We start from the raw sequence: 25,819 nt of genomic DNA on the forward strand, positions 1-25,819 counted from the left end.
CAGCTATGGAATTAAAAAGATTTTTCTTGCTTGCGTCTAGCACAGTTCTACTGACTGGGTTGCAGACTTGTTGGCTGAATTTTCCGGTGACATTTAGTGGATCTGCGGTGATGGCGCAGACGGTTGAGGAGAGGAAGGCGCAAGCAGATAAACTTTATCAGCAAGGTAATCAGCAGTATAAGACTAGCCAATTTCAGGAAGCATTACAGTCTTTTCAAGAAGCGCTCTTAATTTATCGGGAACTAAAAGATACCAAAGGCGAAGCATTAACCGTGAACTACATCGGGTTAATTTATCGCAGTCTCAGCCAATATCCAGAAGCCCTGAAATTTTATCGGCAAGGTTTAGAGATTTTCAGAAAACTCGGCGATCGCTGGAACGAAGGAACTGCACTTAACAACATTGGCTCAGTTTATAGAAGCTCAGATCAATATGCTCAAGCACGAGATTTCTTTCAGCAAGCCTTATCTATTCGTCGAAAAGTTCAGGATCGCGAAGGCGAAGGGGTAACTCTTAGTAACCTTGGAACGATTTATCATGGTTTGGGTCAATATTCTCAAGCATTGGAATTATACGAGCAAGCCTTAGTTATTCGTAGAGAAGTTGGTGATTTTCAAGGTGAAGTAGTAACCCTCCTTAGCTTGGGAGTTATCTATTATGATTTAGGTCAATATAATCAAGCACTGGAAACTTATCAGCAAGCTTTGAATGTAAGCAGAAAAATTAATAACAAAAATGGAGAAGCTCTTGTTCTGAATTCAATGGGAACAGTTTATATGAGCCAGGGTGACTATTCCAAAGCATTAAATTTGTATCAGCAAGCTTTAATTATTGCTAGAAAAATTGGCGTGACTGGTCTGGAAGCAGCGCTACTCAACAATATTGCCGAATTTTATAGATATCAAGGTCAATATTCGCAAGCATTAGATTTTTATCAGCAATCTCTAGTTATATATAGGAAAATTGGCAGCTTTGGTGGTGAAGAAACAGCTATTAACAACATGGGTAAAACTTATGATAATCAAGGTGATTATTCCCAAGCGCTGAAACTTTTTCAACAAGCTTTAACTATTTCCAGGAAAATAGAGAATTATCCAGGTGAAGGACGAATTCTGAGAAATATGGGTAGTAACCTCTATCAATCTGGGAAGCTAGCGGAAGCTACAGAAACCCTAACTGCTGGAATTAAGGCTTTAGAGTCTCTACGGTCAGGATTGAGTGATAGCAATAAAGTATCAATTTTTGAAACCCAGGCTAGTATCTACCGTCTACTCCAACAAGTTTTTATTGCCCAAAATAACATTAATGATGCTTTAGAAATTGCTGAACGAGGGCGTGCAAGAGCATTTGTGGAGCTATTGGTAAAGAGATTATCTTCAGAAACTAGAGGTAACGTTACTTCCCCACCACCACCAAATATTGCCCAAATTACACAAATTGCCAAAGCTCAAAATGCGACTCTCGTTCAATATTCAATTATTGATGATGACTTTAAAAGTCAAAATAAATCGCAAGTCAAGCAAACAGACCTTTACATTTGGGTGATTAAACCTACAGGCGAAGTAACCTTCCGCAAAGTTGACCTAAAACCATTGCAGCAAAAAAATACCTCTTTAAAAGACCTTGTTAGCTCTAGCCGTGACTCAATCGGAGTAGACGATCGCAGTATTTTTAAAGCAGAAGTTGTAAATCCAGGTAATCAAGAAAACTCAGCCAAAAGCTTACAGCAACTTCATCAACTATTAATTTCGCCCATCGCCGACCTTCTGCCCACCGACCAAAATCAGCGTGTAATTTTTGTCCCGCAAGGTGAATTATTTGTAGTTCCCTTCGCCGCACTGCAAGATAAAGATGGCAAATACTTAATTGAAAAACATACAATTTTGTCCGCACCTTCAATTCAGGTACTAGAACTAACACGCGCCTCACGGGAAAAGGTGAAGCAAGCATCCGCCAAAGATGCCATCATCATAGGAAATCCCACCATGCCCAGCGTAGCGCCTAAAATTGGAGAAAAGCCGCAACAGCTAGCTTCCTTACCAGGAGCAAAACGAGAAGCCGAAGAGATTGCTCCTTTATTGAACACCAACGCCCTTACTGGCAATGCAGCCACCAAAACTGCTGTTTTATCACGAATATCTCAAGCTAGAATTGTGCATCTGGCAACCCACGGCTTATTTGATGATTTCCAGGGATTGCAAAGCGCGATCGCACTCGCACCCACTAGCAGCGATCGCGGTCTACTCACTGCCGAAGAAATCCTTAATCTGAAACTAAATGCAGATTTAGTTGTCCTGAGTGCTTGCAACACCGGACGCGGGCGCATCACGGGTGATGGGGTAATTGGACTATCCCGCTCTTTGTTTATCGCCGGTACTCCCAGCGTTGTTGTCTCCCTGTGGGCTGTCCCCGATGCTCCCACGGCTGAATTAATGACCGAGTTTTATACTAATCTTTACCAAAAGAAACTTGATAAAGCCCAATCCTTGCGCCAAGCAATGCTCAAGATGATGGAAACACATCGCGATAATCCTAGAGCTTGGGCAGCTTTTACCTTAATTGGTGAAGCTGAGTAGGAGCATCGGTTGAGTAATCAGAATTTACGTGTAGGGAGAAGCATATCCTTTCCAAAGGGTATACTTCGCCCCTACTTAAATATTCCCGAATAGGATACTAGGAGGAATTAGTAATGTCCCGTATTTCTCGCCGTCATTTCTTACAATTCGCTGGCTCAACTATAACTACTTTGGGATTGAGCCAGTTAGATATTATCAACAAAGGAAATCGCTACGCTCAAGTTCTGGCGCAAAATACCTCCCGCAAGCTTGCTCTTTTAGTGGGAATTAATGATTATCCAGCCAACGATCGCTTTCTTGGAAATCTGGAAGGATGCGTTACTGATGTTGCTTTGCAAGAAGAACTCTTGGTTCATCGTTTTGGTTTTAATCCCAGTGATATTGTCAAGTTGACGAGCAATCAAGCTCCCGCTCAACAGCCGACTCGCAACAATATTTTGACAGCGTTTGAAGAACACTTAATTAAACAAGCTAAACCGGGAGATGTGGTTGTTTTCCATTTTTCCGGTCACGGTTCTCGATTGCGCGACCCTAATCCTATCCAAGGTTGTTCTAATCAGGCATTCAATGATGAATTTAATAGCACTTTAGTCGTTGCCGATGAAGGACAAAAAGGTTTAGCACCGGACATCATGGGACGCACATTGTTTTTGTTGATGTCGGCTTTAAACACAGAAAATGTCACAGTCGTACTAGATAGTTGTCACTCTGGCGGCGGTACTCGTGGTAACTTTCGAGTGCGTTCTGTACCCGGCGATAAACTCAATCCCAGTCCTGAAGAAATCGCTTATCAAAAAGGCTGGATGGAACGGCTGCAACTGTCCGAATCCGAACTGGCTCGTCGGCGCTGTGCAGGTGTTGCAAAAGGGGTTGTTTTTGCCTCTGCTCAACGAGAAGAAGAAGCTTTAGATGCTGAGTTCGATGGCTTTTCTGCTGGTGCGTTTACTTACCTGATGACGCAGTATCTCTGGCAAAAAACCGATACGGTGGGAAGCGCGATCGCTCAAATCACTAATAGCATAAATTCACTTTCTAGTCAAGTTCCTTTAGCAGATGGCGACCCCAAAAAACCAGTTTATTTCATCAACAAACAACTCCCTCCGACTGATGCCGTAATTACCAAAGTAGAAGGCGATAAGGCAACTTTGTGGTTGGGAGGAGTAGACTCTGAAAGTCTAGAAGCTTTCCAACCCGGTGCTACATTCGCAATTGTCGATGACAAAGGGCAAACATCGGGAAAATTGCAATTAATCTCTCCCCGTACCGGCTTAAGGGGAGAAGCGAAACTGGTAGACAAAGCAACCAATACATCTCTAAAACCAGGGACGCTGCTGCAAGAAGCGAGTCGGGTTGTGCCAGCAGATTTGAAGTTAAGCATTGGTCTCGATCCGTCTTTAGCTGGAGAGACGAACGCGGCTAAACAGGAACTCTCCGCGATTAATCGCATTGCAGCGGTGCCTGCACAACCGGGAAATGTCCCCTATCCGGGAGGGGTGCAGTACATCTTCAGTCGGATGACGGCAGATTATCAGCAAAAACTGCAAAAGCAAGGGGCAAATCTTCCAGCCGTCGGCAGTATTGGTTTATTTACCGAAGGACTGGAACTGGTGCCGAAATCCTTTGGCGAACCAGGGGAATCGGTAACGGCAGCGGTGGAGCGTCTGGCAGCTAAACTCAAATCTCTGTTAGCAGTTCGGATTATTAAAAAGACTTTGAATGCCGATTCTTCGCAGCTTTCTGTAGAAGTTTCGATGAACTTGGTAGAACAACCCAATCAAACCCTTGCTAGAACTTCCAGTCGAGGTAGAAACACTCGTCAGGAGTTGGAACAAACTTATGCTAATCAGTTACCAGTGAATAAACTATTTCAGTTTCGAGTTACCAATCACGAGTCTAGCGACCTCTATCTGACAACTCTACTGATTGACTCGACTGGGGGATTAGTGGTGGTGTTTCCCTATCAGTGGCCTGCGTCAAATGAGACGATGAAATTACGACCCAATCAAACGCAACTAATTGGCGACCCGCAACAGATGAAATTGAGAGCGATCGCAACCGGAACAGGAGAAGCGCTGGTAATTGTCAGCCGTTCACCCCTAGAAAGAGCTGTCAAGACATTAGCATCTCTCGCCGCTGAACTAAATCAAGATAGAGGAACGTTGGAGTTAAAAGAGCCAGTTGAGGTGATGGGCGATTTACTTGATGATTTGAGTAGCGATCGCGGTGGAATCGCTGTAGAAGCCATACCCATGAACACTTCAGAGATGGCTACTTTGTCAATCGCCTTTCAGGTAAGCGATTAGCGACTCACGGATTTAGAAGGAAAGAAAAAAGCATCTGAAACCGCTGTTGAGCAATTTCATCCTCAACTGAGGCAAGGAAATTGTCAAAATATTTACGAACAGCGCACTCTTCGGAATCTTTGGGAAGAAGTTGAGTGAATTTTTACATAACCTCCCAAGATGGGAGATATATATAAGCAGTTCGCTAACCCACTGCTAGAGAATTCTGCTATGAATTATCATCTGCGTCGCCTTAGCGTTGTTACTGCAACCTTGCTCATCTCGTTGAGTTGTCCGTTACAAGTGGTAGGGCTTACTTGGGGAAGCAATACGGTTTTGGCGCAGGCGCAGACAACAGAACAACGCGATGATGAGGCGTTACGGTTGAGCGAATTAGGTTTTCAGCAATTCAATAAAGGTCAGTTTCGAGAAGCATTGAATACGTTTCAAACTGTTTTAGTTATTACCAAAGCAATTGGCAACAAGGCGATGGAAGGTAATACGCTCAACAATATTGGAGAAGCTTACCGCAACTTGGGACAGTACCCTCAAGCTTTGGAGAATTATCAACAAGCCTTAGTCATTGCCAAACAAATTGGTAACAAGGCAGGAGAAGGTACTACGCTCAACAATATTGGGTTAGTTTACAACAACCTGGGACAGTACCCAAAAGACTTGGAGAATTATCAACAAGCCTTAGCCATTGCCAAACAAATTGGTGACAAGGCAATGGAAGGTACTACGCTCAACAATATTGGGACAGTTTACAACAATCTAGGACAATACCCTCAAGCTTTGGAGAATTATCAACAAGCCTTAGCCATTGCCAAACAAATTGGTGACAAGGCAACAGAAGGTACTACGCTCAACAATATTGGAGAAGCTTACCGCAATCTGGGACAATACCCTCAAGCTTTGGAGTATTATCAACAAGCTTTAGCTATCCAAAAACAAATTGGTGACAAGGCAGCAGAAGGTACTACGCTCAACAATATTGGGTTAGTTTACAACAACCTGGGACAATACCCTCAAGCTTTAAAGAATTATCAACAAGCCTTAGCTATTCACAAACAAATTGGCAACAAGGTGATGGAAGGTAATACGCTCATCAATATTGGAGAAGCTTACCGCAATCTGGGACAGTACCCTCAAGCTTTGGAGAATTATCAACAAGCCTTAGCCATTGCCAAACAAATTGGTTACAAGGCAGCAGAAGGTACTGCGCTCACTGGTCTTGGGTTAGTTTACAACAACCTGGGACAATACCCTCAAGCTTTGGAGAATTATCAACAAGCCTTAGCTATTCACAAACAAATTGGCAACAAGGTGATGGAAGGTAATACACTCCATAATATTGGGTTAGTTTACAACGACCTGGGACAATACCATCAAGCTTTAGAGAATTATCAACAAGGCTTAGCCATTGATAAAAAAATTGGTAACAAGGCAGGAGAAGGTGCTACACTCACCAATATTGGATTTGTTTACAATACTCTTGGTCAATATTCTCAAGCCGAAACCACGTTAATTGCAGCAATTGAAGCTTGGGAATCTCTACGACCGCGAAACTTAAAAGATGACCAGAAAATCTCTATTTTTGAACAGCAATCTAATTCATACCGCTTTCTGCAACAAGCTTTAGTTGCTCAGAATAAATTTGACAAAGCACTCTTAATTGCTGAACGTAGTCGCGGCCGTGCTTTAGTAAATTTATTAGATTCCAAGCTATCACAAAACCCCAGCAATCAACCCAATATCACACCCCCAACCCTTCAAGAAATTAAGCAAATTGCCCAAAAACAAAACGCCACACTTGTTCAATATTCAATTCTTTATGACCCGTTTAAATTTCAAGGAAAAGAAGAATGGCAGCAATCAAAAATCTACATCTGGGTCATCAAATCCACAGGTAAGATTGCCTTTAAACAAGTCGATCTAAAAAAAACATCGAATAAATCCTTACAAGACCTCGTTACCACCAGCCGTGATGATATTGGTGTCAGAAGCCGCAGTATCTTTGAAGTAACTCCCACAAATCCTCAACCCGAAAACCCAACCGAAAAATTACAGCAACTCCATAAAATCCTCATCGCACCCATTGCAGACTTGCTACCAAAAGACTCCAATGAGCGAGTCATCTTTATCCCGCAAGAATTCCTATTTCTCGTTCCCTTTCCCGCGCTGCAAGACGAGCAAAGCAAATACTTAATCGAAAAACATACCATCCTCACCGCTCCTGCAATCCAAGTTTTGGACTTAACCCGTAAGCAGAAGCAGAACAGTCAAAGATTAGCTAAGGATGTGCTGGTTGTCGGCAATCCTACCATGCCTAAAATTAAAATTGGGAAATTGGAGGCAAGCTTAGAGCCTCTGCCTGGTGCAGAAAAAGAAGCAATTCAAATTGCTAAATTATTCAATACCAAAGCACTTACAGGTAGCAATGCCACCAAAACGGCGGTAATGCAGAAAATGCAGAAAGCTCGTATCATCCATCTGGCTACCCACGGCTTACTTCATGATTTTAAAGGATTCGGTGTACCGGGAGCGATCGCGCTTGCTCCTTCTGGTAAACCTGACGACGTAGTTGATGGCTTACTTACCGCAGGCGAAATCTTTGACATGAAACTAAGCGCCGATTTAGTGGTTCTCAGCGCTTGCGATACGGGGCGCGGAGACATTACAGGTGATGGTGTGGTTGGCTTATCTCGCTCTTTAATTTCTGCGGGAGTTCCCAGCGTCATGGTCTCGCTGTGGGCAGTTAATGATAATTCTACAGCCTTTTTGATGACAGAATTCTATCGCAATTTACAACAAAATCCTGACAAAGCTGTTGCACTACGTCAAGCAATGCTGACAGCAATGAAACAATATCCCAATCCTAAACAATGGGCGGCTTTCACCCTTATCGGAGAGTCCGAGTAACAGTGCAAAACATTCGACTTTAGACAAATCTGTGCAATATCCAAACTAAGAAAGTCTTGATTATTATCCAGTGGATTAAACTCTCTGCTCTCTTTTGCATAACTTCTCCTCGCTGGGATATATATACAAGCAGTTTGTTAACCTTTAGGAAACATTGTCTATAAATTGTCATTCGTGCCTAACAAAGGTGACTCAAAGGGCATAAGGGTAGTAGCAACGTCAAATACGTAACCAATAACAAAAGATAAAATATTAGGTGAGTAAATGGATAGTCAAATCTTAGGAGCGCACTACCAAATCCACCAGGAATTAGGAAAAAAAGCTGGTCGAAGGACAATTTTGTGTAGCGAACAAGCGACTGGAGAATTAGTGGTTGTCAAGTTACTGACTTTTAACAGTGATTTTGAGTGGGATGATCTCAAACTGTTTGAGCGGGAAGCAGAAGCTTTAAAAAACTTGTCACATCCAGCTATTCCTCGTTACTTAGACTATTTTGAGATAAACGCTTCCGAGCTAAAAGGATTTGCTCTCGTTCAAAGTTATATTCCTGCACAATCTTTGTCACATCATGTCAAAGGAGGTCGAATTTTTACTGAGATAGAAGTTAAAGAAATCGCTAACGCTATCTTAAAAATCTTGATGTACCTACATCGTCAAAATCCGTCATTGATTCACCGAGATATTAAACCCAGTAATATTTTATTGGGCGATAGGTCTGGTAATAGTGTTGGCATTTATCTGGTAGATTTTGGATCGGTGCAAACTGTCGCCGCCCAAGAAGGCGCAACTCGCACAGTAGTGGGAACTTATGGATATATGCCTCCAGAGCAATTTGGTGGACGTACAGTTCCCGCTTCAGATTTATACAGTTTAGGTGCAACGTTAATTTATTTATTAACAGGTGTCCATCCTACAGATTTACCACAGAGAGATTTTCGCATTCAATTCGAGCAAAAAACGAATCTTAGTCTGACTTTTAGTGACTGGTTGCGGCGGATGTGCGAGCCAAACTTAGAAAATCGTTTTAATTCAGCATACCAAGCTCTACAAGCTTTGAATCAAAATCCCAATCTTGTAGCTATCAATCGACCACTTATCAGGAGAATTCAACTTAGAAAAAGTAGCAAATTTCTAGAAATTTTCATGCCGCCAGAACACTTAGATTTTTTTGAGGTTTTGGGAACGTTTATTTTTATTTCATTTGCTATAGGAATTGGAACCCTGTTCTTGTACGCTTTGTTTGCTGAATTCAATATGACTTATCTGCTACCTATAATATTTTTATTAGTGTACTTATATTTCCTTTCATCGTACTTTATTAGTAAAACACTTTATATAAACCAGGAAAAAGTTATTTTTACTAAAGAGTTGTTTGGATTTTTGAAATTTTATTTAGCTCCAGAATCACCGCGAGAGGAAATTGTCAAATTGGTTTATTTCTCCGAATACGTTGACCAACGTGAAAATTCTCACGGTAATAGATATTCAGTAACTGTGGGCGCACAATTGGAAATTTGGGCTGGGATTTATAAGTATAAATTTCCTGGTGTTAGCATAAATTTACCCAAAGAAGAAGTGCAATGGCTGGCAAAAGAATTAAGCACTTGGTTGGATTTGCCGATTTTATATGCAGATAAGCAAGTTTAAAAAAAATAAATTAGGGCGAACAGGTATTCAATACAATTAAATAATCCCTAGAACTATCGCTAAGTAAATATTCTGTTTGTTTCAATCGAAATTAGAAAAGTTTAAGGAGTAATATTGCTTATGCTAGTGAATAAGATATTAGACGATCGCTATCAAATTCAGCAGGAGTTAAGCAAAAAAAATGGACGAAAAACCCTCCTAGCGCATGATTTGCATACGTCAGAATTAGTAGTTATTAAATTACTATCATTAAGTAGTGATTTTGAATGGGATGACCTTAAATTATTTGAGCGAGAAGCGGAAACTCTAAAAAAACTCAATCATCCCTCGATTCCTCGTTATTTAAATTACTTCGATGTAAATTTACAAAACCTAAAAGGATTTGCTTTAGTACAAACCTATATTCCTGCAAAAACTCTAGAGCAATATTTACAAGCAGGTCGAACTTTCACTGAAGAAGAAGTAAAAGAAATAGCTCTATCTATTTTAGAAATTTTGATTTACTTGCACGAACAAAACCCACCTGTCATTCATCGCGATATCAAGCCAAGTAATATTTTATTAACCGATAGGTCTGGTAATAGTGTTGGTAACGTTTATTTAGTCGATTTTGGCTCTGTGCAAACTATTTCTGACAGCAAAGGTGGAACAATGACTATAGTAGGAACCTATGGCTATATGCCACCCGAACAATTTGGCAGACGCACTGTTGCTAGTTCCGATCTTTATAGTTTAGGTGCTACTTTAATTTATTTAGTAACCGGAGCCCATCCCGCAGATTTACCACAAAAGGATTTTCGCATTCGATTTCAGCAAAAAGCTAATCTTACCCCAAACTTTACCAACTGGTTGCAACAGATGACAGAACCCAGGTTAGAAAAGCGTCTGAAATCTGCAAACCTAGCGCTACAATCGCTTAATGAACCACGGCTAAATCTCATTTGTACGCCCGTCAAAAAACCATTGGGAAGTAGAATTACATTAACCAAAAACATACATAGTATGGAAGTTTTGATTCCTCCATCTGGCTTTTTTGACTTAATCAAAGCTGGGGCTAGTATGTTTTTTATTACTCCAATTATTTGGGGTTTAACCTGGTTTTTAACTTTTCAGTTTTTTTCTCTTGGTTTGGTAACTATATTGTTCCTACTCTTCTTCTGGCTACCATTAATGTTTCTAAGTTTATGGATATTAATTTTTTGGGTATGTTTCCCATATTCACTTATCGACTCTTTATTGGGTAAACGACGATTGCGTATAGAATCAGAGCTGATTTACTTCACCCATGAGTTGTTAGGATTTGAGTTTGAGTCTTTTCTCGCAATAAAAAATATTACTAAATTAATTTATAATCCAGGCGAATTTATTAATAAAGACAGAGAGCAATATCCAGATACTTTAGAAATTTGGGGTGAAAACCAAAAAATAAAAATTAGTAGCAGTATCAAATCAAATGTAGAAAAAGAATGGATAGCCCATGAATTAAGTGAGTGGTTAAATGTACCAATTACACAAAATTAGCTGAGTTTTCGGGTTGAAGAAATTTCAAATATACAACGGTTATTAAACTTAAATAAATACTGCAAAGCTTTTCTAATTTACTATAGGACAAGGTATATATAAAATTAATCCATATAAATTAAAACAGCAGCTACCGGAACAATAGAAAGGCCAGTAATTCCTCTGAATTAACTAGTTGCATAACCTGCTACGCCAGATAGGAGTAGTAATTCCCCATGCTAGGAGAAGAATAGATATTTTGCGATCGCAATTAGGCGATCGCAACCCTTGGGGTTCTGCGCGAGCATTCCGGGGAACGGGAACGCCTTCGGAGTCAGCTTCACGCTACTTCCAGGGAAACGCCTGCAAGAAATCTGAACGACAAACAGTGTTGGCTATTCCAGCGAGTTCTTCATCTATTGCATAAGTGCTGATGATCCAAAGATATATATTCTGCGAGCGCACAGCCTTGTATATAAAACTCGCATTGCTGTGTGTTCAACGGAGAAGCATCAACTCATCGTTTATTGGGTGTTGAAAGGTAGAACCAAGGAGCCAACGATGCAGAAAAATAAGTTGCAAATTCTGCACTGCAATTGCGGAATGCTTTATGTCAGTAAAGGTCGAGCTTTAGGAAACAAAATGACTTGTTCTAAATGCGGTCGAACTCCTCAGATAGAACAACTTAAATTAGCATCCTTTTCTTCAAAAAATATCCCCAGTCGCTCTACTCTTCTGAGGAATTACAACCGATTTTCAGCAATTTTTTTGACCAGACGCATTGTTTTAGCAGCAGTATCTATTGCCAGCTTGCTAGGGATGATGATTTATCTTCCTAGAACGCAACAAGGAACACAGTTATCTACCGTACCAGTTTCCTTAAAGTCTGCACGGAAACCAAGCCCAAACCGTCCTCCTGTTTCTCTTCAAAACGGCACTGATATTATCCCACCTCAAGATTTGCAGGGATTTGGGAAGCTAAAAATTATTAATGGAACGACCCGCGATGCGGCTGTAAAACTTGTAGATAGCGTCTCTGGAAAGACGCGCCGTTTTGTGTACGTTCAGGCTAATCGAGAAACGAACATTGCAAATATTAGCCCTTGTAACTGTCGCTTAAAGTTAAGTATGGGAATAGATTGGGAACAAAAAAAACAAAAGTTTTTGCAGAACCCTTCGTTCTCGGAATTCAGCAATCCTTTGAATTTTAAGGAAATCAAAAAAGAAGCTGGAGTAGAGTGGATGGAGTATCGGGCCACATTACATCCTGTGCCTCACGGAAGCGCCCGAACAAAGCAAATTGATGCCAGTGATTTTGAGGAGAAATAAGTTGGTTAACAGCCGTAAAATTCGGTGTAATTCTCTTTAGAGATAACAGAAACGTTAAAAGTAGAATGCTTGTTGAATCCTCATAAACTGGCATTCATATAGGCAAACTGCAAAAGACCACCAGATAGGAGCAATAATTTCCCATGCTTGCAGAAGAACAAGTATTGCGCGATCGCTATCACATTCAATGCCAACTGGGGCACAATTCTGGACGGCGTACCTTATTAGCGCAGGATTTACAAACCCAGGAACTTGTTGTGCTTAAGATTCTCACTTTTAACAGTGACTTCCGTTGGGAGGATTTAAAACTGTTTGAACGAGAAGCAGAAACCCTCAAATCTTTATCGCATCCGGCAATTCCCCGCTATCTCGATTCCTTTGAATTGCACTTACCCGATCGTCAGGGATTTGTACTCGTGCAAACTTATATTCCTGCAACATCCTTGCAGGAATGGATTAAGCGCGGACGGACATTTAGCGAAGAAGAGGTAAAACAAATCGCGAAAGCATTACTGAATGTATTGAGCTACTTGCACTCTGGTAATCCTCCGGTGATTCATCGGGATATTAAACCAAGCAATATTTTATTAACGAGCGATCGCTCTGCTCATCAGGTTGGAGATATCTACTTGGTTGATTTTGGTTCGGTGCAAACGGCTGTCCGAGAAATCGGGACGATGACGATTGTCGGAACCTATGGTTATATGCCACCCGAACAATTTAGCGGACGTGCTTTTCCAGCCTCCGATCTCTATAGTTTAGGCGCAACATTAATCTACTTGGTGACAGGGAGACACCCCGCGGATTTGTTACAAGAAGATTTGCTTCTTCAGTTTGAACCCGTGCCGCATCTAGTTCCCAGCTTTGTGCAATGGCTCAAGCAAATGACCCATCCCAACCGCAAGCAGCGATTTAGTTCAGCTCAAGCAGCTCTCGCGACATTAGAGCAGCCTTCTCTTCTGCAACTCCCATCTGTTGCATCAGCGACATCAACTCCTCTAATACTGCAAAAACCTCATGACAGTAAAATTTCACTTCTCAAGAATGCAGAAGCTCTAGAGATATCTCTACCTCCAGAAACTACTAATGCAGGAGCGGGTTGTTCAATTTCCTTTATCTTCTGTTATACGATTTTTTCGTGGATGGCGTTAATTGGCTCTTTGTTTAGTGGTAATGGGCTACTAATCTTGTTCAGCTTATTTCTTTTAGGAGTAGGTCTTTCTAGCCTCTGGCAAGCTTTTTACATCAGCAGGGTAAACACGCACATTTATATCGATCGCAAGTCAATCAAGGTAACTCAAATAGCGTGGAAAATACGGCGGCTGGTTTTTCAGGCAAGTCGCAGTAACCTCTATAAATTGACTTACCTGAAGCGCCTCTATCGTCGCGATACTGAAGCGGGCATTATGGAGGTACCGCCAGAGCTAAAAATTTGGGCTACAGATGGAGTCAATTACACAGACGCCAGCTCTAGCTATCGCATCGGGCAATCGCTGAGTACGGACAGCGAAAACCGCTTCTATGGCTATCTGACAACACAAGAACTTGATTGGTTAGCACAAGAATTAAGTAATTGGTTGGAGTTACCAATTACCAGACAATAGGGTTAAAAGTTTTTGAAAATACTGCAAGTTATAGAGTTTGTTGCAGCTTTTGTATATAGCAATCCTAAATGATTCGTCAAAGTAAGATCCCCAACTTATTAGAGAAGTCGGGGATCTGATTATAAGAGTGATTTACTATGCCGACTATCTGACAATAATTGCCCAAAGACTCACAAATAGAGCGATCGCGCCCAGATGCTGAGGCAACAGCGCTCGGAAAGATTGACGAGCAATTTTTTGGGTTAATAGCATCGTCAACAGGAGTGAGAAAATTAGCGTTGTGCCTTGCAAAAATTCAATCACAGCCGGGTGTGCGACCAACACAGGCAATCCTTCACCGCTAAGACCGAAAGTTGCCATTGTTAGCGGCAAAATGCGTCCCGCTTCCCCTAAACCCAGCCGCCAATAGTGAGCTAAATTTGCCCCCAACACCAGCGGCAAATATCCATAAGCCAACTCTATAAACGAGCGAGGCTTTACGGAACCCTTAAAGAGTTTAATAGCGCTATAAGCTAAAAACGGCACAGTCGCAGGGACGATTAAAGCTACCAAGGAAAATCCGAAATGTTGCCAAAACTGGGTTAAATCCAGATGCAATCCCAAAGTTGATTGCAATTCCGGCAATCGATGGAGATAGACGCCTCCTAATAGCAACATTAACAGTGCCACTTCAGAGCCTTGGGGGATATGAGTTGTCCACAATTCAATTCCTGGCGGACGCAAATTTAACTCGACCGAACGGTGGGGACAAGCTTTAAGACAGGTCATACACAAAACGCAGTCTTTGTTATCTTCCAACTGAGCCGGGTGAGAGTACAACGGACATCCGCCGGTTTCTAAGCCTTCCCCTTTTTGAGGGCCACCTTTGTAGCATTGATACGTGGTGCATTCTGCCGAACAAGTTCCCTGTTGCGCTCTGAGTTCAGTCATTGACAGCTTGGCAAAAAGCCCATTCATCCCGCCAATTGGACATAGATACCGACACCAAAACCGCCGCTCAAAAATGGCGGAGAAAATCATCGCCCCAGCAGTAATTAATAACAGCAAACAAGCGGATAGGTAGGCAGTATCTTCTAAATGCCAGAGTTCTTCCCACAGGTAAATGAGGACAAATAGCCCGAACAAAAACCATCCGCCCCACTTCTCGGCAGATTGTCGGGGCCAACGCTTCAGCGATCGCCCTGGAAAAAGCCACTGAGAAAGCTTTTGGGTGACTTCCCCATAAATCATGAAGGGACAAACAGCGCACCACAGGCGTCCGACAAAGGGAAAACCGATCAATATCAAAGGCCACCACCACGCCCAAAATAGGTTTAGAGCTACATTTTCGGAGCGATGCTGGGGACCCAAAAATAATAGGGCGACGACAAGCGCAAAAGCACCCAAAGTAAAGCCGTAGTTAATCCGGTCGGGCCACCAGGAACTGCGGAGAAATCGCCGCAAGTCGGGATAAGCATTTAAAAGATTGACGCGAAATCGCTTTTTATGGGTTTCGACTGACCAGAATACTTCTTCGGTGAGCAGATTCGCACCGGCACATTGAACGAGTGCCCGTTCTACCAGACTTTGCAACTCTTTCAAGTTGCCGGGGAAATCATAGGCTTGTAAGCGGCGTATAGCTTCTGGAGCGACTTTGGGTTTGCGAGTGCCCTTGGCTCGACAGAACAGGCGAATGTAGTATTCTACCTGGTCTTCAATATCCGCTTTTCGCACCCGCAGAGGCGGCACTTTGATTAAATGACCGACTTGACGCTCAATTGTCGGTAGGTGTTTTTCCGCAATCATCATAATGCGGGCTTGACACGAGCGGCTTGGGGCTGGTGGGTCTTCCGAACGGCTAAGGGGGGTGTAGGTGTTGGTTTCTAATAATTGAGCTAGCTTCGGCGTTAACTCTGGGGGAAGTTCTTGGATGTTGTTGAGGACTAAGGTGCCTGTCCCCAGGGATTCAATTAGCCCTGGTTTGCCACTAGCACGACCAAATAGTTCTGCACCACTTGCTTGCAGCGTACTACAGTCTACTTTAACGATCGGTTCGCGCCGATAGGAAGAACCAAAGTGAACCAGAGCAGCGGTATTGTCTTTTTCTAGTCCCGGTTCCCCGAAAATCAAGACTGGACGCCTTGACTCAGCCGCCTCTTTGATTTGCTGGCGCAGCCGGACTGCATAGCGGCTTTTTCCCACCACCCCGCGTCTTGCCTTTGCTACCAGATAAGGGCGCAAGGCGGTTTGACGCTCTTGTTCGTAGTTCAGTTGAGACGATAGTTGAGCGAGTTCTTGAGCCAACCGCTGGGAGAACGCTTGGGTAATTTCGGGATATTGGGCGACTATTTGCCGAAATTGCTCTGCGGGAATAAACCACAGCGTGCATTCGCTGAGTGTCTTGATAGTTCTTTGAGCCTGCTGGTCTAACAGTAGCTCTTGTAAGTGAATGGTGGCTCCAGGAAGAAAACTAATCACCCAGGCTAAACCTGTTTGGTTAGCACGTTCGCGTAGCGTCTCTGAAAGAGAATCGCCTTCTAGTTGCCCTTGTTTGAGAATATAGAGTCCTTCGGGGGGCGTTTCCTCCGCCACTAAAGTCGTTTGCGCTGGTACGACTTTTTCTTCCAGAAGTTGCGCGATCGCTTCTAACACTTCTGCCGATAGTACACCCAGCGCTGTTCTCTCTTGTAGCCATGTCACCGTATCTTTTGATGTCATGGTTGCCTTAAAAATAAATTTCGCTTTACATTTTAGCCATTTTTTATAAAAAATATTAATTAATTAAGTTGATTGCCAAGATTAAAACAACTGAGATGAGCGAGCTTGTCAATCTGTGGGTTCCCCTAGCCTTATTGGGTTTGATAGTCTTAGCGGCGATTTTCTTTAGCCGCAGCAGTAGCTAAGGAAAATTGTTATCAAAAAGAAAAGGTTAACTTTCGGGATCGGAGAAATTCGGAGGTTCGACAGGGGTTGATGGAGTGTCAGTCACCATAACTTTTGTCGCTGCTTCGCTAGCAATTCCTTGGGTTTGAGTGGAAGGACGGCGGCGCGATCGTTTATAAGCTGCCCTCTCAGCTTTTTCGCGCTCGTAGGCAATCAGCCTGCCATAATACTCGTGCTTGCTCAAATTCATCGACAAGAAAATGTGCTGGCGAGTATTGCCAAAACCTTTGCGGCTAAAAAACTTCACGGCTGGGACATTCGCGGGATCGGTATCCACCAGCATGAACCGCACCCCATCTTCAATCATCCGTTCTACCAGCTTATCAACGAGCTTGTCCCCGACGCCTCGACGCTGAAAATTCGGATTCACACCCAGCCAAATAATGTATCCATAAGTCCAGGATGCTTTGCTAATCACGGTTCCCAAAATGAACCCTGCCAGTTGTTCGTCAATTTCAGCAACCAGACAGTATTCCGGATCGGTATTGTAAAGTCCAATCACCTCCCATTCATCCCAGGTGCGATATAAATAAGGGTACAAATTGCTTATAAATACAGCTTCTCCCAAGTGGTAAACCGGGGCAAGATCGTCAATTTCAAGGTCGCGGATATAGATGGAAGAGTAGTTAGATGCAGGCTCGTTTTTATCAGGATTTGTCATAAATTTTAATTTTTTATTTTTTACAGGGAAACTTCCTGAATCTTCGCTAAATTGGGTAGCCAATCTTGATGAGAGAAATTTTCTTCACTGGTAAGATGCGAAGTATTTGAAAAATTGCGATCGCGCTGACACCGAATCGCAAAATTACAGTCAGGGCAACGATTAGCGGTTTCTGGAACTTGAGGGAAATCTTCTGCTTGCTGATAACGTTGCAAATAATTGGTTAGCTGCGTCAACAGTTCTGTTAAATCCCTTTTCGTTTGCTCGTGTTGAACGGCATTATAAGTAAATTTGAGGCTTTCTGGTTGAGGCTGAGACTGGACAAACCAGTAAGTCATAGAAATCTGTTCTGGCAAATAATCGCTAGTTTCTGCCAAAATATAAAGATACAAGCGAGTCTGCCAATCTTTTTCTAACCAACGCCGATTTTTTGGTTGAGGATAAGTTTTCCAATCCAAAATTTGAGCAGATTGGGTGTCTTCAATGAACAAATCATAGATGACCGTCAGTAAATATCCCTCAAAATTCAGCGTGCGACAATGTTCGCTTTGGCGGAAGGTTTTCGGGTTAGATATCAAGATTTCTGGCGCTGCATCCACCAATGCCGTCACCCAACGATGTAATTGGGCGTCCTCTTGCACCAAAGATTCTACCGGCAATCCCAGTTCTCGCTGCTGCATCAATAAGTGAAAGCGACTGCCCCAATTTTGCCGTTCTAGTTGTTCTGGATTGGTGGGTGAACTCAGTTTATCTAAGTAGATTTGTTGAAACTTTCGAGGACAAGTTTGTAGTAGATTTAATTGTCCTTGGGACAAGCGGAACAAAACTTCTTGCGTAGATTCCATCTGATTAATTGCTAACGGGTAATAATTTTTAGATAACTGGATATTATTTATGTGTAGTAATCCCAATTAATTCGTCAAATCCTCTTTTTCTTCCTTGGCATCCTTCGCGTTCTTAGTGGTTCGTAAAAAAAAGACTAACCCCGCCCTATTTTGCAGGAATTTATCTTCCTAATGGCTAATAGTCATTAACCATTAGCCACTAGCCATTAACCTAAGCTTTTGTTAACACAAACACGCTGCCTTCATTGCCTCGGCCTATCCGCAAATCCTCATCTAGATAAGTAGTATCCAGCCAACCTTGCTGGTTGCTGCTGTCGATACCAAAATCCAAAGCTGGAAATCGCTGACCGCTTTCAATTTGCCGAATAAATTCTGAAGGCGACTGATAGTTAATGAGACGCTGTAAACCAGAAATAGAACGCTCAAATTTTACCAATACACGACGTTCAGAAACTGGTTCAAACCGAGCAGCAACGCTGATAAATCCTTCCAAATAGGGTAAGCCATAAACTTCAGCAATATTGTAAACTTTGGCGTCTTTGGCTCGAATGCATTGATAGATTTGACCAAGTTTGAGGAATGGCAGTTGGTCAATGGTTAATAAACCGCGACTGGTGGTGTAAAGTAGTCGCCAATTGCCATCTAGTAGGTCAGTTGCCTCAACCGGACGGGGAGTAGGGTTGAGGTCTTCCAATCGGGCAACCGCTGAGAGAATCGCTATTTTGTCGGTTTCGGTTGCTAGCAGTCCGCGATTTTGAGAAGCGATCGCTTCCAACAGTGCTGCTTTCCTCATTTCCTCCTAGACCTCTCTTGTGGGTGACTTCTCTACCCCCAGCTTAACTTTTGTTCAATACGCAGATGGCATCAGCGACCAGTTGATAAGTTTGATAACAACTCCCTTGACACGCAATAATCTCCACGCCAGCGATCGCGTTTCTGGGAGTGGTAAACTCAATATGTCTAGTTAGCTCCCAATCCGAAATCCTCAAATATGTCAAATATGTACAACCCGTCTCTGCGTGAAGAACCTCGTCACCAGCTGGCTGGTCTGATTCCGTTACAACAAGAACCATCGATTCTGGACTGGCTGGAATCCACAGGACGCTTGTTGGCGCGGGATGTTCAAGCTGAAGATAGTTTCCGCGATGGTGATGCAGAAATCTCCGATCTGATGGCACCGGATGATGTTTACGATGATCTCGAAGACGATGATGAAATCATCGATGTAGACGAAGATTAGTCAGACGAAAAGAATTCAGCACTCAGGCGTCAGAGTAAATTCTGGATTCTGAAATTCTGAATTCTGGTGTGAGAAGTGAACGAAAAATTTGTGGACGCTAAATTATTTTCTGGTCGGTCGTTCAACCCCTCAGGAACTAGCCTGCTAGCGTTACTGGCAGTTGGGCTTTCCCTAGGGACGATATTATTCGATCTGCAAGCAGGTGTCTTCCCATCGGTAGGCATCTCTATGACGTTTCCCCTGTGGCTTTGCGCCTTGGTGACAGCTCTTTTAGGATATTGGGCAGTCCCCTTCCTGCAAGCCCTAAAAGCGGGTCAATTTATTCGGGAGGATGGCCCCCAAGCGCATTTACAAAAAGCAGGCACTCCGACAATGGGCGGGGTGTTTTTTGTGCCAGTCGGGGTAATCGCCGCCTTGGTGTGGTCTGGATTGGCTGTAGGCATACAAGGATTCTTTCCCGTACTTGCCGTATCAATCGTAACTTTAGCCTACGGTGCGATTGGCTGGGTTGACGATTGGCAAGTCATTAGACGCCGGTCGAATAAAGGCATCTCGCCCCGGATGAAACTGATTTTGCAGATTGGGGTGGGTGTTCTGTTTTCTCTATGGCTTGTCTGGAATCAACCAGCAAGTATCACCACGATTGCCTTGCCTTTTGGTTTAGCCATTCCTTTGGGGTTACTGTTCTGGCCTTTAGCAGTATTTGTGCTAGTGGCGGAAAGTAATGCGACGAACCTCACGGATGGAGTCGATGGACTAGCAGCGGGAACGGGCGCGATCGCTCTTTTGGGACTCGGTGCCATTGTTGCTCCCGTGTCGCCAAGTTTAATGATTTTTTGCGCCTGCATGAGTGGCAGCTACCTAGGCTTTTTGGTTCACAACCGCAACAAAGCCTGCGTCTTTATGGGCGATACGGGTTCGATGGCGCTGGGAGGCGCACTGACAGCAGTCGGACTTCTGACGAACAATCTCTGGGCGCTATTTATCCTCAGCGGTATTTTCTTCGTGGAATCCCTCTCCGTGATGGCGCAGGTGGGCTACTATAAAGCCACCAAAGGCCCGGATGGGATCGGCAAGCGTTTATTTAAGATGGCACCGATTCACCACCATTTAGAACTGAGTGGCTGGAGTGAAACCCAAGTGGTTGCCGCCTTTTATCTGATTAACGGCATTTTAGCTTTGTTGTGTTTTGTCCTCCGTTAATTAAATAGACTTAACTCAGCTACAAGTGAGCAAGGGTTAATTTTTAATCAATCAAGGTCTGCGATCGCTTGTTTTACCGAACAGACTGAGTCGGTAGCGATCGCACCTACTCCATGCGCCGACTTTAAGGCAAACAAACCCCCATTTCTAAGGCATCTGAAATTCAGGGGTTCAAAAATCTGGCAGAAAGACGATCCTTTTTCCTCTCCCTAATTGGGTAGGCAAGGGGAAGCACTTCTGTTAAACAGAAGACAATTTGAGGGCGTTTAATTTTATTATTGATGGTTGCATTTGGATAGTCCAGAAGTCCGAACAAATAGAGGTTTAAAAAGTTCGCTACATTAATTAAAAAACCAGCAGCAAGGGAACACATCTGTTAAGAAAATACTGTTAAAAAACGTAGCGGCAAGGAAAGATAAATGACAGGAAAATTGTTACTGGTAGACGACGAACCCGGACTGCGCGAAGCAGTCAAAGAATATCTGCAAGACAGTGGTTTTACCGTTCAGGTTGCCAGTAATGCTGGTGACGCATGGCAGATGTTGCAGAAGAACCAGCCGGATTTAGTGATTTCAGATGTGATGATGCCCAAGGTGGATGGGTATCAATTTCTCAAGCAGCTGCGGGAAGATCCTCGCTTCAAAAATTTACCTGTAGTATTTTTAACGGCTAGAGGCATGACAAGCGATCGCATCCAAGGCTATCAAGCGGGTTGCGATGCGTATCTCCCGAAGCCCTTCGATCCAGAGGAATTGGAGGCAATTGTCAAAAACTTACTGGAACGTCGCACTACCCCAACGAACACCACTGGCGGTAACGATATTGAGGACATCAAGCAACAGATTGCTGCCATCCGGGGGATGTTAGAAGATACAAATCGAATCCCCCAGTCTCCTTCCCATATCCGCATAGACTTAACGCCGCGAGAGCAGAGTGTCTTAGACTTGGTAGCGGAAGGATTGATGAATAAAGAAATTGCCCGACGCTTGGAAACCAGTGTCCGCAACGTTGAGAAGTATGTCAGCCGCTTGTTTAGCAAGACAGGGACGAATAGCCGCACCGAGTTAGTGCGCTATGCCCTTGAACACGGTTTGACTCGATAACTGTCCTCGCTCTCAAAACGTTTAGGGGAACGGGCTTAGCCCGTTTCCTTACGTGTTTTTTTATCTATATCTGTGCTTGTCTTTAAGAGCGATCGCACTGGCGATTCTTAAGAACTGTTGCGTTTATTAAAGAAACTTGTGCTTTTCTCATTGATCCCTTAAGGTTGCTGGTATTCTTCATTTAATACAATTCAGAAATTAAAAGAAAACCACATGAAAGTTTCACAAGCGCCACATCTGGGTCAATCAGTTTCTCTAGCAATTCTTTTAGTATTGATGAGCGTCAGTGTTACCGTCCTGATGGTTATTCAAAGTGGAATCTAACTTTAAAAATAGCTAATTTTTGCTAATTTTACCTAAACAAAAGCCGCTCCGCAATGAGCGGCTTTTGTTTGGCTAAAAGTGACATGATATTCCTTTAGATAGAAGCGGAAAGTGATTAGATACGTAAGTACTTGTTAAATCAAAAGTTGTAGCTGCGGGTGCCACCCATTCGTTTGTAAAAATCAGCCGAATGGATTTTAAAAGGTGAAAGGGTTCACCATCGGTCGTAGCGTAGCAAAATAAATCATTGCTTCACTCACTTATGGTATGCAAGTTCTATTTGTTTGTACTGGCAACACCTGTCGCAGCCCGATGGCACAAGCGCTATTTCAGAAAAAGATTCGGGAACTGAGGCAAAGGCAGGAAATCTTAGCCCAAACTGAGGTGCGTTCAGCTGGACTTTATAAATTTAAGGGGATACCCGTTTCGCCCCATACTCTAACAGTATTGGGAGAGTACGGAATTCAATATGACTGCGAACCGCAAGGGTTAAAGCCAGAACTCATCGAATGGGCAGATTTAGTGCTGACGATGACAAAGTTTCATAAATATATTGCGATCGCGATGTATCCTGAGGCGCTCAACAAGACTTTCACGCTCAAAGAATTTGTCGGGGAACACAATTCCTTAGATATTAGCGATCCCGTTGGCAAATCTTTATCCAGATATCGCCACTGCGCCCAAGAAATCAACTTGGCACTCAATCTTTTACAGCAGAAGTTAGTCCACATCTTATCGGAAAGCAGCTTTGGTTCTTTTGCATTCCCCACGCCTCAACCCTTACCCCGCACCCTACCCCTGTTCAGGTGGCTGATGGGACTGACTCGGTTGACTCAGAAAACGCGCACTTGAGACATGACTTCATTTTTGAATATCCTTATGAAGGATTCACTGCGTTCTGGTGGCTGTTAATCTAAATAGATATAGATGTGCTGCGCCGCATTGAATTCGGGCTTCCCATGCAAAAACGATTTAGATAACAATGTTCAACTATTCCACCTTTACCGCAGCATTGGTGCGAGAGACGAAAGCCCGTGAAGATGCGCTACCGCTGATGGATGAAACCCGCGGCTCTCGGTTTTTTCTTTACTCTAATCCTACGGACAAAGTGTGTCTGTTCTTTCATGGGTTTACTGCCACTCCAGAACAGTTTGTGCCGATAGGAGAAGCTTTCTTTAAGGCAGGCTACAACGTCTTGATTCCTTTGCTCCCTGGGCATGGGATTGCAGGCAATTGGGATGGAGATAACCCTCCTCCGCTTCCCGAAGAACAAGAAGTTTATCAACAGTTTGGGATTTACTGGCTACAACAAGCTCAAGCTTTGGGAAGAAAAGTGGTGGTGGGAGGGCTTTCTGGTGGTAGCACTTTAGCAGCTTGGCTATCCCTAGAACGCGCCGTACAAATTTATCGGGCTTTGTTGTTTGCCCCTTATTTGAGTGGCAGCAATAAAGTAGTCGATTTGTTGGTGCGGGTATTTAATATCTACTTTGAGTGGAAGACTGACCCGGGAGTCGCACATTTTGGCTATGACGGCTTTCTGATGCCATCCTTGCGTCTGTTTTTAGACATGGGAAAAGATATCTTCGAGCGGGCGGAAACGAGTTACGCCGCACCCATGTTGATTGTGTCGAGTGAAAGCGATCGCGCAGTTGGCGACGAAGAACATAAAGCTCTGTTTAAAACCTTACTCCCCCAACAACCCAAGTGCTGGTATCACCGTTTTGACCAAACTCTGAATATTCAGCACAATATGATGACCAAAACAGAGGGCAATGAATACTCAGACTTAGTAATCGCAGTAGCTAAAGCCTATGTCGAGAGCGATTTAACCTGGGGTGAAGTGGAGGAGATGCGCGATCGCTTGCAGCAGGGCGGCTCCTTCCAGAGAGTCGTGAATGAACTAAATCTGAGTCAGCGGGTTTCTCCCGATCTGTCTACCGTCATGTCCTTGCTAGCCCTGGATTAAAAAAAGCCAGATCAAATCCGCCGGAGTGCGCTTTGCAAGTGGCTCCAGTTCCCTTCTAGAGCTTGTCTAGAGGGATTGGGAGCGAGGTGTTCTAATTACAGGCGTTGGAGCAAATTTAAGCCGTGGGTATCGGTGCCGCAGGTGCTAAACAAACGATAGGTGGCAGCGAGCTGTTCCACCTCTTTCGTTTCCCTCGGACTGGATTGCCAAGGGCTAGGGTTGTTGTAGGCGTAGTAGGTTTCAACGCCGTCAATGCCTGCCTCAGCGGCAGCAGGGATAAGTTTTGCAGCAGGAAGGCGGTAGCGGGCTGGATGAGCCAAGACGGCAAAACCACCCGACTGATGGACGGCGGCAATCACATTGGCAGCGTCAGCATCGCTTCCCTTGGGTGCAGAGCCTTTCAGATATTGCTTCATCGCAGAGTGTTCTGGAGCAAAAGCATAGCAAAGGATGTGGACTTCTGTGTTCAGCAGGCTAGAGGTGATTTCGGTGCCGATCCACAAGTGGGGTAAGTGGGCGGAATCAGGATTCGTGTAGGTGTTTTGCAGCCAGTATTGAGCCTCTTTGAAACCGCCAATCGTATGGTGATCGGTGATCGCCAGCCCTTTAAGACCTATCGCGATCGCCTGTTCCATCAACGCACTCGGTGACAAACGACCATCCGAGTAGACGGTGTGCATATGAAAGTTATAAGAGTGCGGACAACTATCAGCCTGAATCGTCTCAAAGACTTGCCTGAGTGCTGTTGTATTCTGGGCTGGTGGCTGGGGTGAAGCAGAAGATTGAGCAAGATTGATCGCCATAACCGCCGAGTAGCTGTGCGCGTTCGTTGACAATTGTTAACATATACCCTAACAAAACTAAAGAGGAATTGCGTTGGGACATTCGATGTGTATTCCATGCTGAAAGTCGCCTTTGGCAAAAATTTTCTGCCTAAGTCGGCGACCATTGGCGGGCAGTTTCATTTAAATATTCAGTTTGAAGTTTCTAGCGGCTTAACCGTTCTATTTGGACCGTCTGGCTGTGGCAAGAGTTCGACATTACAAGCGATCGCAGGGTTGTTGCGTCCGGACTGGGGCCGGATTGAAGTGGCGGGAACAATCTTCCTGGATACTAAAGAGCGTTTGAACTTGCCAGCGCACCGGCGAAATGTCGGTTATGTCTTCCAAAACTGCGCCTTATTTGGGCATTTGAACGTAGCGGAAAATATTGGCTTTGCTCTCAACCGCTGGCAACGGCACCGGCGGCAGCAGCGCGTTCGCGAATTGGTAAATTTGTTAGAACTTGAGGATCTGGTACATCAACCCGTGCAGAAGATTTCTGGTGGGCAAGCTCAACGAGTAGCGATTGCGCGGGCTTTAGCTCCCTACCCCAAAATTCTGCTTCTTGATGAACCTTTCAGCGCCCTCGATGATGATTTGAGAGCAACCCTCCGAACCGAGTTGAAAACCATTCAACGTCAATTTAACTTGCCGGTTGTCCTGGTGACTCATTCACGAGCCGATGCCCTGGAACTCGCCGATCGTTTAGTAATCTTGGCAGCAGGACAAGTTGTTGCAGTCGGTCAGGCGGAGCATTTGCTCGATTCCCGTTCCTATTCTATTCCGGGGAAATTCCAGTGGGGTTAGAGGAAAGTGATGAGTGATGAGTGTTGAATTAAGAGAATTATCTTAACTCAACACTCGAAACTCATTA

At 43.8% G+C, this 25,819-nt stretch carries 20 protein-coding genes; 15 read left to right on the forward strand and 5 right to left on the reverse strand.

Translation table 11 applies throughout. The features are described 5' to 3' along the window. The first annotated feature begins 5 nt into the window (after positions 1 to 5). The 8 genes from NDA03_RS13980 to NDA03_RS14015 all read left to right on the forward strand — a co-directional run bounded on the left by NDA03_RS13980 (position 6) and on the right by NDA03_RS14015 (position 13,860). A complete protein-coding gene (locus NDA03_RS13980; protein ID WP_348238311.1) occupies positions 6 to 2,576 on the forward strand; it encodes a CHAT domain-containing tetratricopeptide repeat protein in 2,571 nt (856 codons plus the stop codon). A 113-nt stretch (positions 2,577 to 2,689) separates the two neighbouring features. Beyond that, a complete protein-coding gene (locus tag NDA03_RS13985) occupies positions 2,690 to 4,879 on the forward strand; it encodes a caspase family protein (RefSeq protein ID WP_348238312.1) in 2,190 nt (729 codons plus the stop codon). Between the two features lie 210 nt (positions 4,880 to 5,089). After that, a complete protein-coding gene (locus NDA03_RS13990) occupies positions 5,090 to 7,780 on the forward strand; it encodes a tetratricopeptide repeat protein (protein ID WP_348238313.1) in 2,691 nt (896 codons plus the stop codon). 264 nt (positions 7,781 to 8,044) lie between these two features. Then, positions 8,045 to 9,427, forward strand: a complete 1,383-nt coding sequence (locus NDA03_RS13995) for a serine/threonine-protein kinase (RefSeq protein WP_348238314.1) — start codon at positions 8,045 to 8,047, stop codon at positions 9,425 to 9,427. Positions 9,428 to 9,547: 120 nt separating this feature from the next. Then, the gene (locus tag NDA03_RS14000; protein ID WP_348238315.1) at positions 9,548 to 10,948 is read left to right on the forward strand and encodes a serine/threonine-protein kinase; all 1,401 of its coding nucleotides are present in this window, start codon (positions 9,548 to 9,550) and stop codon (positions 10,946 to 10,948) included. A 175-nt stretch (positions 10,949 to 11,123) separates the two neighbouring features. Beyond that, positions 11,124 to 11,354 (forward strand): hypothetical protein, encoded by a 231-nt coding sequence (locus tag NDA03_RS14005; RefSeq protein ID WP_190414862.1) that lies wholly within the window; start codon positions 11,124 to 11,126, stop codon positions 11,352 to 11,354. A gap of 392 nt (positions 11,355 to 11,746) precedes the next feature. Then, positions 11,747 to 12,256 (forward strand): hypothetical protein, encoded by a 510-nt coding sequence (locus tag NDA03_RS14010; RefSeq protein ID WP_348232426.1) that lies wholly within the window; start codon positions 11,747 to 11,749, stop codon positions 12,254 to 12,256. 143 nt (positions 12,257 to 12,399) lie between these two features. After that, positions 12,400 to 13,860 carry a serine/threonine-protein kinase gene (locus tag NDA03_RS14015; RefSeq protein WP_348238316.1) on the forward strand — a complete coding sequence of 487 codons (1,461 nt, stop codon included), beginning with the start codon at positions 12,400 to 12,402 and terminating at the stop codon, positions 13,858 to 13,860. A gap of 144 nt (positions 13,861 to 14,004) precedes the next feature. On the opposite strand, the gene NDA03_RS14020 is transcribed toward NDA03_RS14015, so the two are convergent. The 4 genes from NDA03_RS14020 to NDA03_RS14035 all read right to left on the reverse strand — a co-directional run bounded on the left by NDA03_RS14020 (position 14,005) and on the right by NDA03_RS14035 (position 19,081). After that, positions 14,005 to 16,557 carry a sigma 54-interacting transcriptional regulator gene (locus NDA03_RS14020; protein WP_348238317.1) on the reverse strand — a complete coding sequence of 851 codons (2,553 nt, stop codon included), beginning with the start codon at positions 16,555 to 16,557 and terminating at the stop codon, positions 14,005 to 14,007. Positions 16,558 to 16,768: 211 nt separating this feature from the next. Then, complete coding sequence (locus NDA03_RS14025; RefSeq protein WP_348238318.1) at positions 16,769 to 17,443, reverse strand: GNAT family N-acetyltransferase; 675 nt, start codon at positions 17,441 to 17,443, stop codon at positions 16,769 to 16,771. 20 nt (positions 17,444 to 17,463) lie between these two features. Continuing rightward, a complete protein-coding gene (locus tag NDA03_RS14030; protein WP_348238319.1) occupies positions 17,464 to 18,288 on the reverse strand; it encodes a PD-(D/E)XK nuclease family protein in 825 nt (274 codons plus the stop codon). Positions 18,289 to 18,499: 211 nt separating this feature from the next. Next, positions 18,500 to 19,081 carry a PAP/fibrillin family protein gene (locus NDA03_RS14035; protein WP_348238320.1) on the reverse strand — a complete coding sequence of 194 codons (582 nt, stop codon included), beginning with the start codon at positions 19,079 to 19,081 and terminating at the stop codon, positions 18,500 to 18,502. Positions 19,082 to 19,100: 19 nt separating this feature from the next. Between NDA03_RS14035 and NDA03_RS14040 the strand changes: the two genes are divergently transcribed. The 6 genes from NDA03_RS14040 to NDA03_RS14065 all read left to right on the forward strand — a co-directional run bounded on the left by NDA03_RS14040 (position 19,101) and on the right by NDA03_RS14065 (position 24,124). Beyond that, the gene (locus tag NDA03_RS14040) at positions 19,101 to 19,256 is read left to right on the forward strand and encodes a hypothetical protein (RefSeq protein WP_190414855.1); all 156 of its coding nucleotides are present in this window, start codon (positions 19,101 to 19,103) and stop codon (positions 19,254 to 19,256) included. A 32-nt stretch (positions 19,257 to 19,288) separates the two neighbouring features. Further along, on the forward strand, positions 19,289 to 19,528 hold the full coding sequence (locus NDA03_RS14045; RefSeq protein ID WP_190414854.1) for a DUF3134 domain-containing protein: 240 nt from the start codon (positions 19,289 to 19,291) through the stop codon (positions 19,526 to 19,528). A 90-nt stretch (positions 19,529 to 19,618) separates the two neighbouring features. Then, entirely contained in the window at positions 19,619 to 20,731 is a 1,113-nt protein-coding gene (gene mraY, locus NDA03_RS14050) for a phospho-N-acetylmuramoyl-pentapeptide-transferase (RefSeq protein WP_348238393.1), read from the forward strand. 419 nt (positions 20,732 to 21,150) lie between these two features. Then, positions 21,151 to 21,834: a response regulator transcription factor gene (locus tag NDA03_RS14055; protein WP_190438287.1), complete on the forward strand. Its 684-nt coding sequence runs from the start codon at positions 21,151 to 21,153 to the stop codon at positions 21,832 to 21,834. Positions 21,835 to 22,425: 591 nt separating this feature from the next. Next, positions 22,426 to 23,010 (forward strand): low molecular weight protein arginine phosphatase, encoded by a 585-nt coding sequence (locus tag NDA03_RS14060; RefSeq protein WP_348238321.1) that lies wholly within the window; start codon positions 22,426 to 22,428, stop codon positions 23,008 to 23,010. A 130-nt stretch (positions 23,011 to 23,140) separates the two neighbouring features. Continuing rightward, positions 23,141 to 24,124, forward strand: a complete 984-nt coding sequence (locus NDA03_RS14065) for an alpha/beta fold hydrolase (RefSeq protein WP_348238322.1) — start codon at positions 23,141 to 23,143, stop codon at positions 24,122 to 24,124. A gap of 95 nt (positions 24,125 to 24,219) precedes the next feature. Here NDA03_RS14065 and NDA03_RS14070 read toward each other — a convergent pair whose 3' ends face one another. Beyond that, complete coding sequence (locus NDA03_RS14070; protein WP_348238323.1) at positions 24,220 to 24,927, reverse strand: PHP domain-containing protein; 708 nt, start codon at positions 24,925 to 24,927, stop codon at positions 24,220 to 24,222. A gap of 96 nt (positions 24,928 to 25,023) precedes the next feature. Between NDA03_RS14070 and NDA03_RS14075 the strand changes: the two genes are divergently transcribed. Continuing rightward, on the forward strand, positions 25,024 to 25,752 hold the full coding sequence (locus NDA03_RS14075) for an ATP-binding cassette domain-containing protein (protein WP_190414849.1): 729 nt from the start codon (positions 25,024 to 25,026) through the stop codon (positions 25,750 to 25,752). The last annotated feature ends 67 nt before the right edge of the window (positions 25,753 to 25,819 follow it).

Source organism: Trichocoleus sp. Lan, from assembly GCF_039961855.1.
Taxonomy (GTDB): domain Bacteria; phylum Cyanobacteriota; class Cyanobacteriia; order Cyanobacteriales; family FACHB-T130; genus FACHB-T130.

What these genes read in the sequence shown, in the direction of transcription:
- NDA03_RS14060 (WP_348238321.1), top strand. Translation starts at nt 22,426, where the DNA reads ATGCAAGTTCTATTTGTTTGTACTGGCAACACCTGTCGCAGCCCGATG.
- NDA03_RS14045 (WP_190414854.1), top strand. Translation starts at nt 19,289, where the DNA reads ATGTACAACCCGTCTCTGCGTGAAGAACCTCGTCACCAGCTGGCTGGT.
- NDA03_RS14000 (WP_348238315.1), top strand. Translation starts at nt 9,548, where the DNA reads ATGCTAGTGAATAAGATATTAGACGATCGCTATCAAATTCAGCAGGAG.
- NDA03_RS13995 (WP_348238314.1), top strand. Translation starts at nt 8,045, where the DNA reads ATGGATAGTCAAATCTTAGGAGCGCACTACCAAATCCACCAGGAATTA.
- NDA03_RS14055 (WP_190438287.1), top strand. Translation starts at nt 21,151, where the DNA reads ATGACAGGAAAATTGTTACTGGTAGACGACGAACCCGGACTGCGCGAA.
- NDA03_RS14020 (WP_348238317.1), bottom strand. Translation starts at nt 16,557, where the DNA reads ATGACATCAAAAGATACGGTGACATGGCTACAAGAGAGAACAGCGCTG.
- NDA03_RS14065 (WP_348238322.1), top strand. Translation starts at nt 23,141, where the DNA reads ATGTTCAACTATTCCACCTTTACCGCAGCATTGGTGCGAGAGACGAAA.
- NDA03_RS14030 (WP_348238319.1), bottom strand. Translation starts at nt 18,288, where the DNA reads ATGGAATCTACGCAAGAAGTTTTGTTCCGCTTGTCCCAAGGACAATTA.
- NDA03_RS13985 (WP_348238312.1), top strand. Translation starts at nt 2,690, where the DNA reads ATGTCCCGTATTTCTCGCCGTCATTTCTTACAATTCGCTGGCTCAACT.
- NDA03_RS14070 (WP_348238323.1), bottom strand. Translation starts at nt 24,927, where the DNA reads ATGGCGATCAATCTTGCTCAATCTTCTGCTTCACCCCAGCCACCAGCC.
- NDA03_RS13990 (WP_348238313.1), top strand. Translation starts at nt 5,090, where the DNA reads ATGAATTATCATCTGCGTCGCCTTAGCGTTGTTACTGCAACCTTGCTC.
- NDA03_RS14035 (WP_348238320.1), bottom strand. Translation starts at nt 19,081, where the DNA reads ATGAGGAAAGCAGCACTGTTGGAAGCGATCGCTTCTCAAAATCGCGGA.
- NDA03_RS14010 (WP_348232426.1), top strand. Translation starts at nt 11,747, where the DNA reads ATGATGATTTATCTTCCTAGAACGCAACAAGGAACACAGTTATCTACC.
- NDA03_RS14015 (WP_348238316.1), top strand. Translation starts at nt 12,400, where the DNA reads ATGCTTGCAGAAGAACAAGTATTGCGCGATCGCTATCACATTCAATGC.
- NDA03_RS14075 (WP_190414849.1), top strand. Translation starts at nt 25,024, where the DNA reads ATGCTGAAAGTCGCCTTTGGCAAAAATTTTCTGCCTAAGTCGGCGACC.
- NDA03_RS14025 (WP_348238318.1), bottom strand. Translation starts at nt 17,443, where the DNA reads ATGACAAATCCTGATAAAAACGAGCCTGCATCTAACTACTCTTCCATC.
- NDA03_RS13980 (WP_348238311.1), top strand. Translation starts at nt 6, where the DNA reads ATGGAATTAAAAAGATTTTTCTTGCTTGCGTCTAGCACAGTTCTACTG.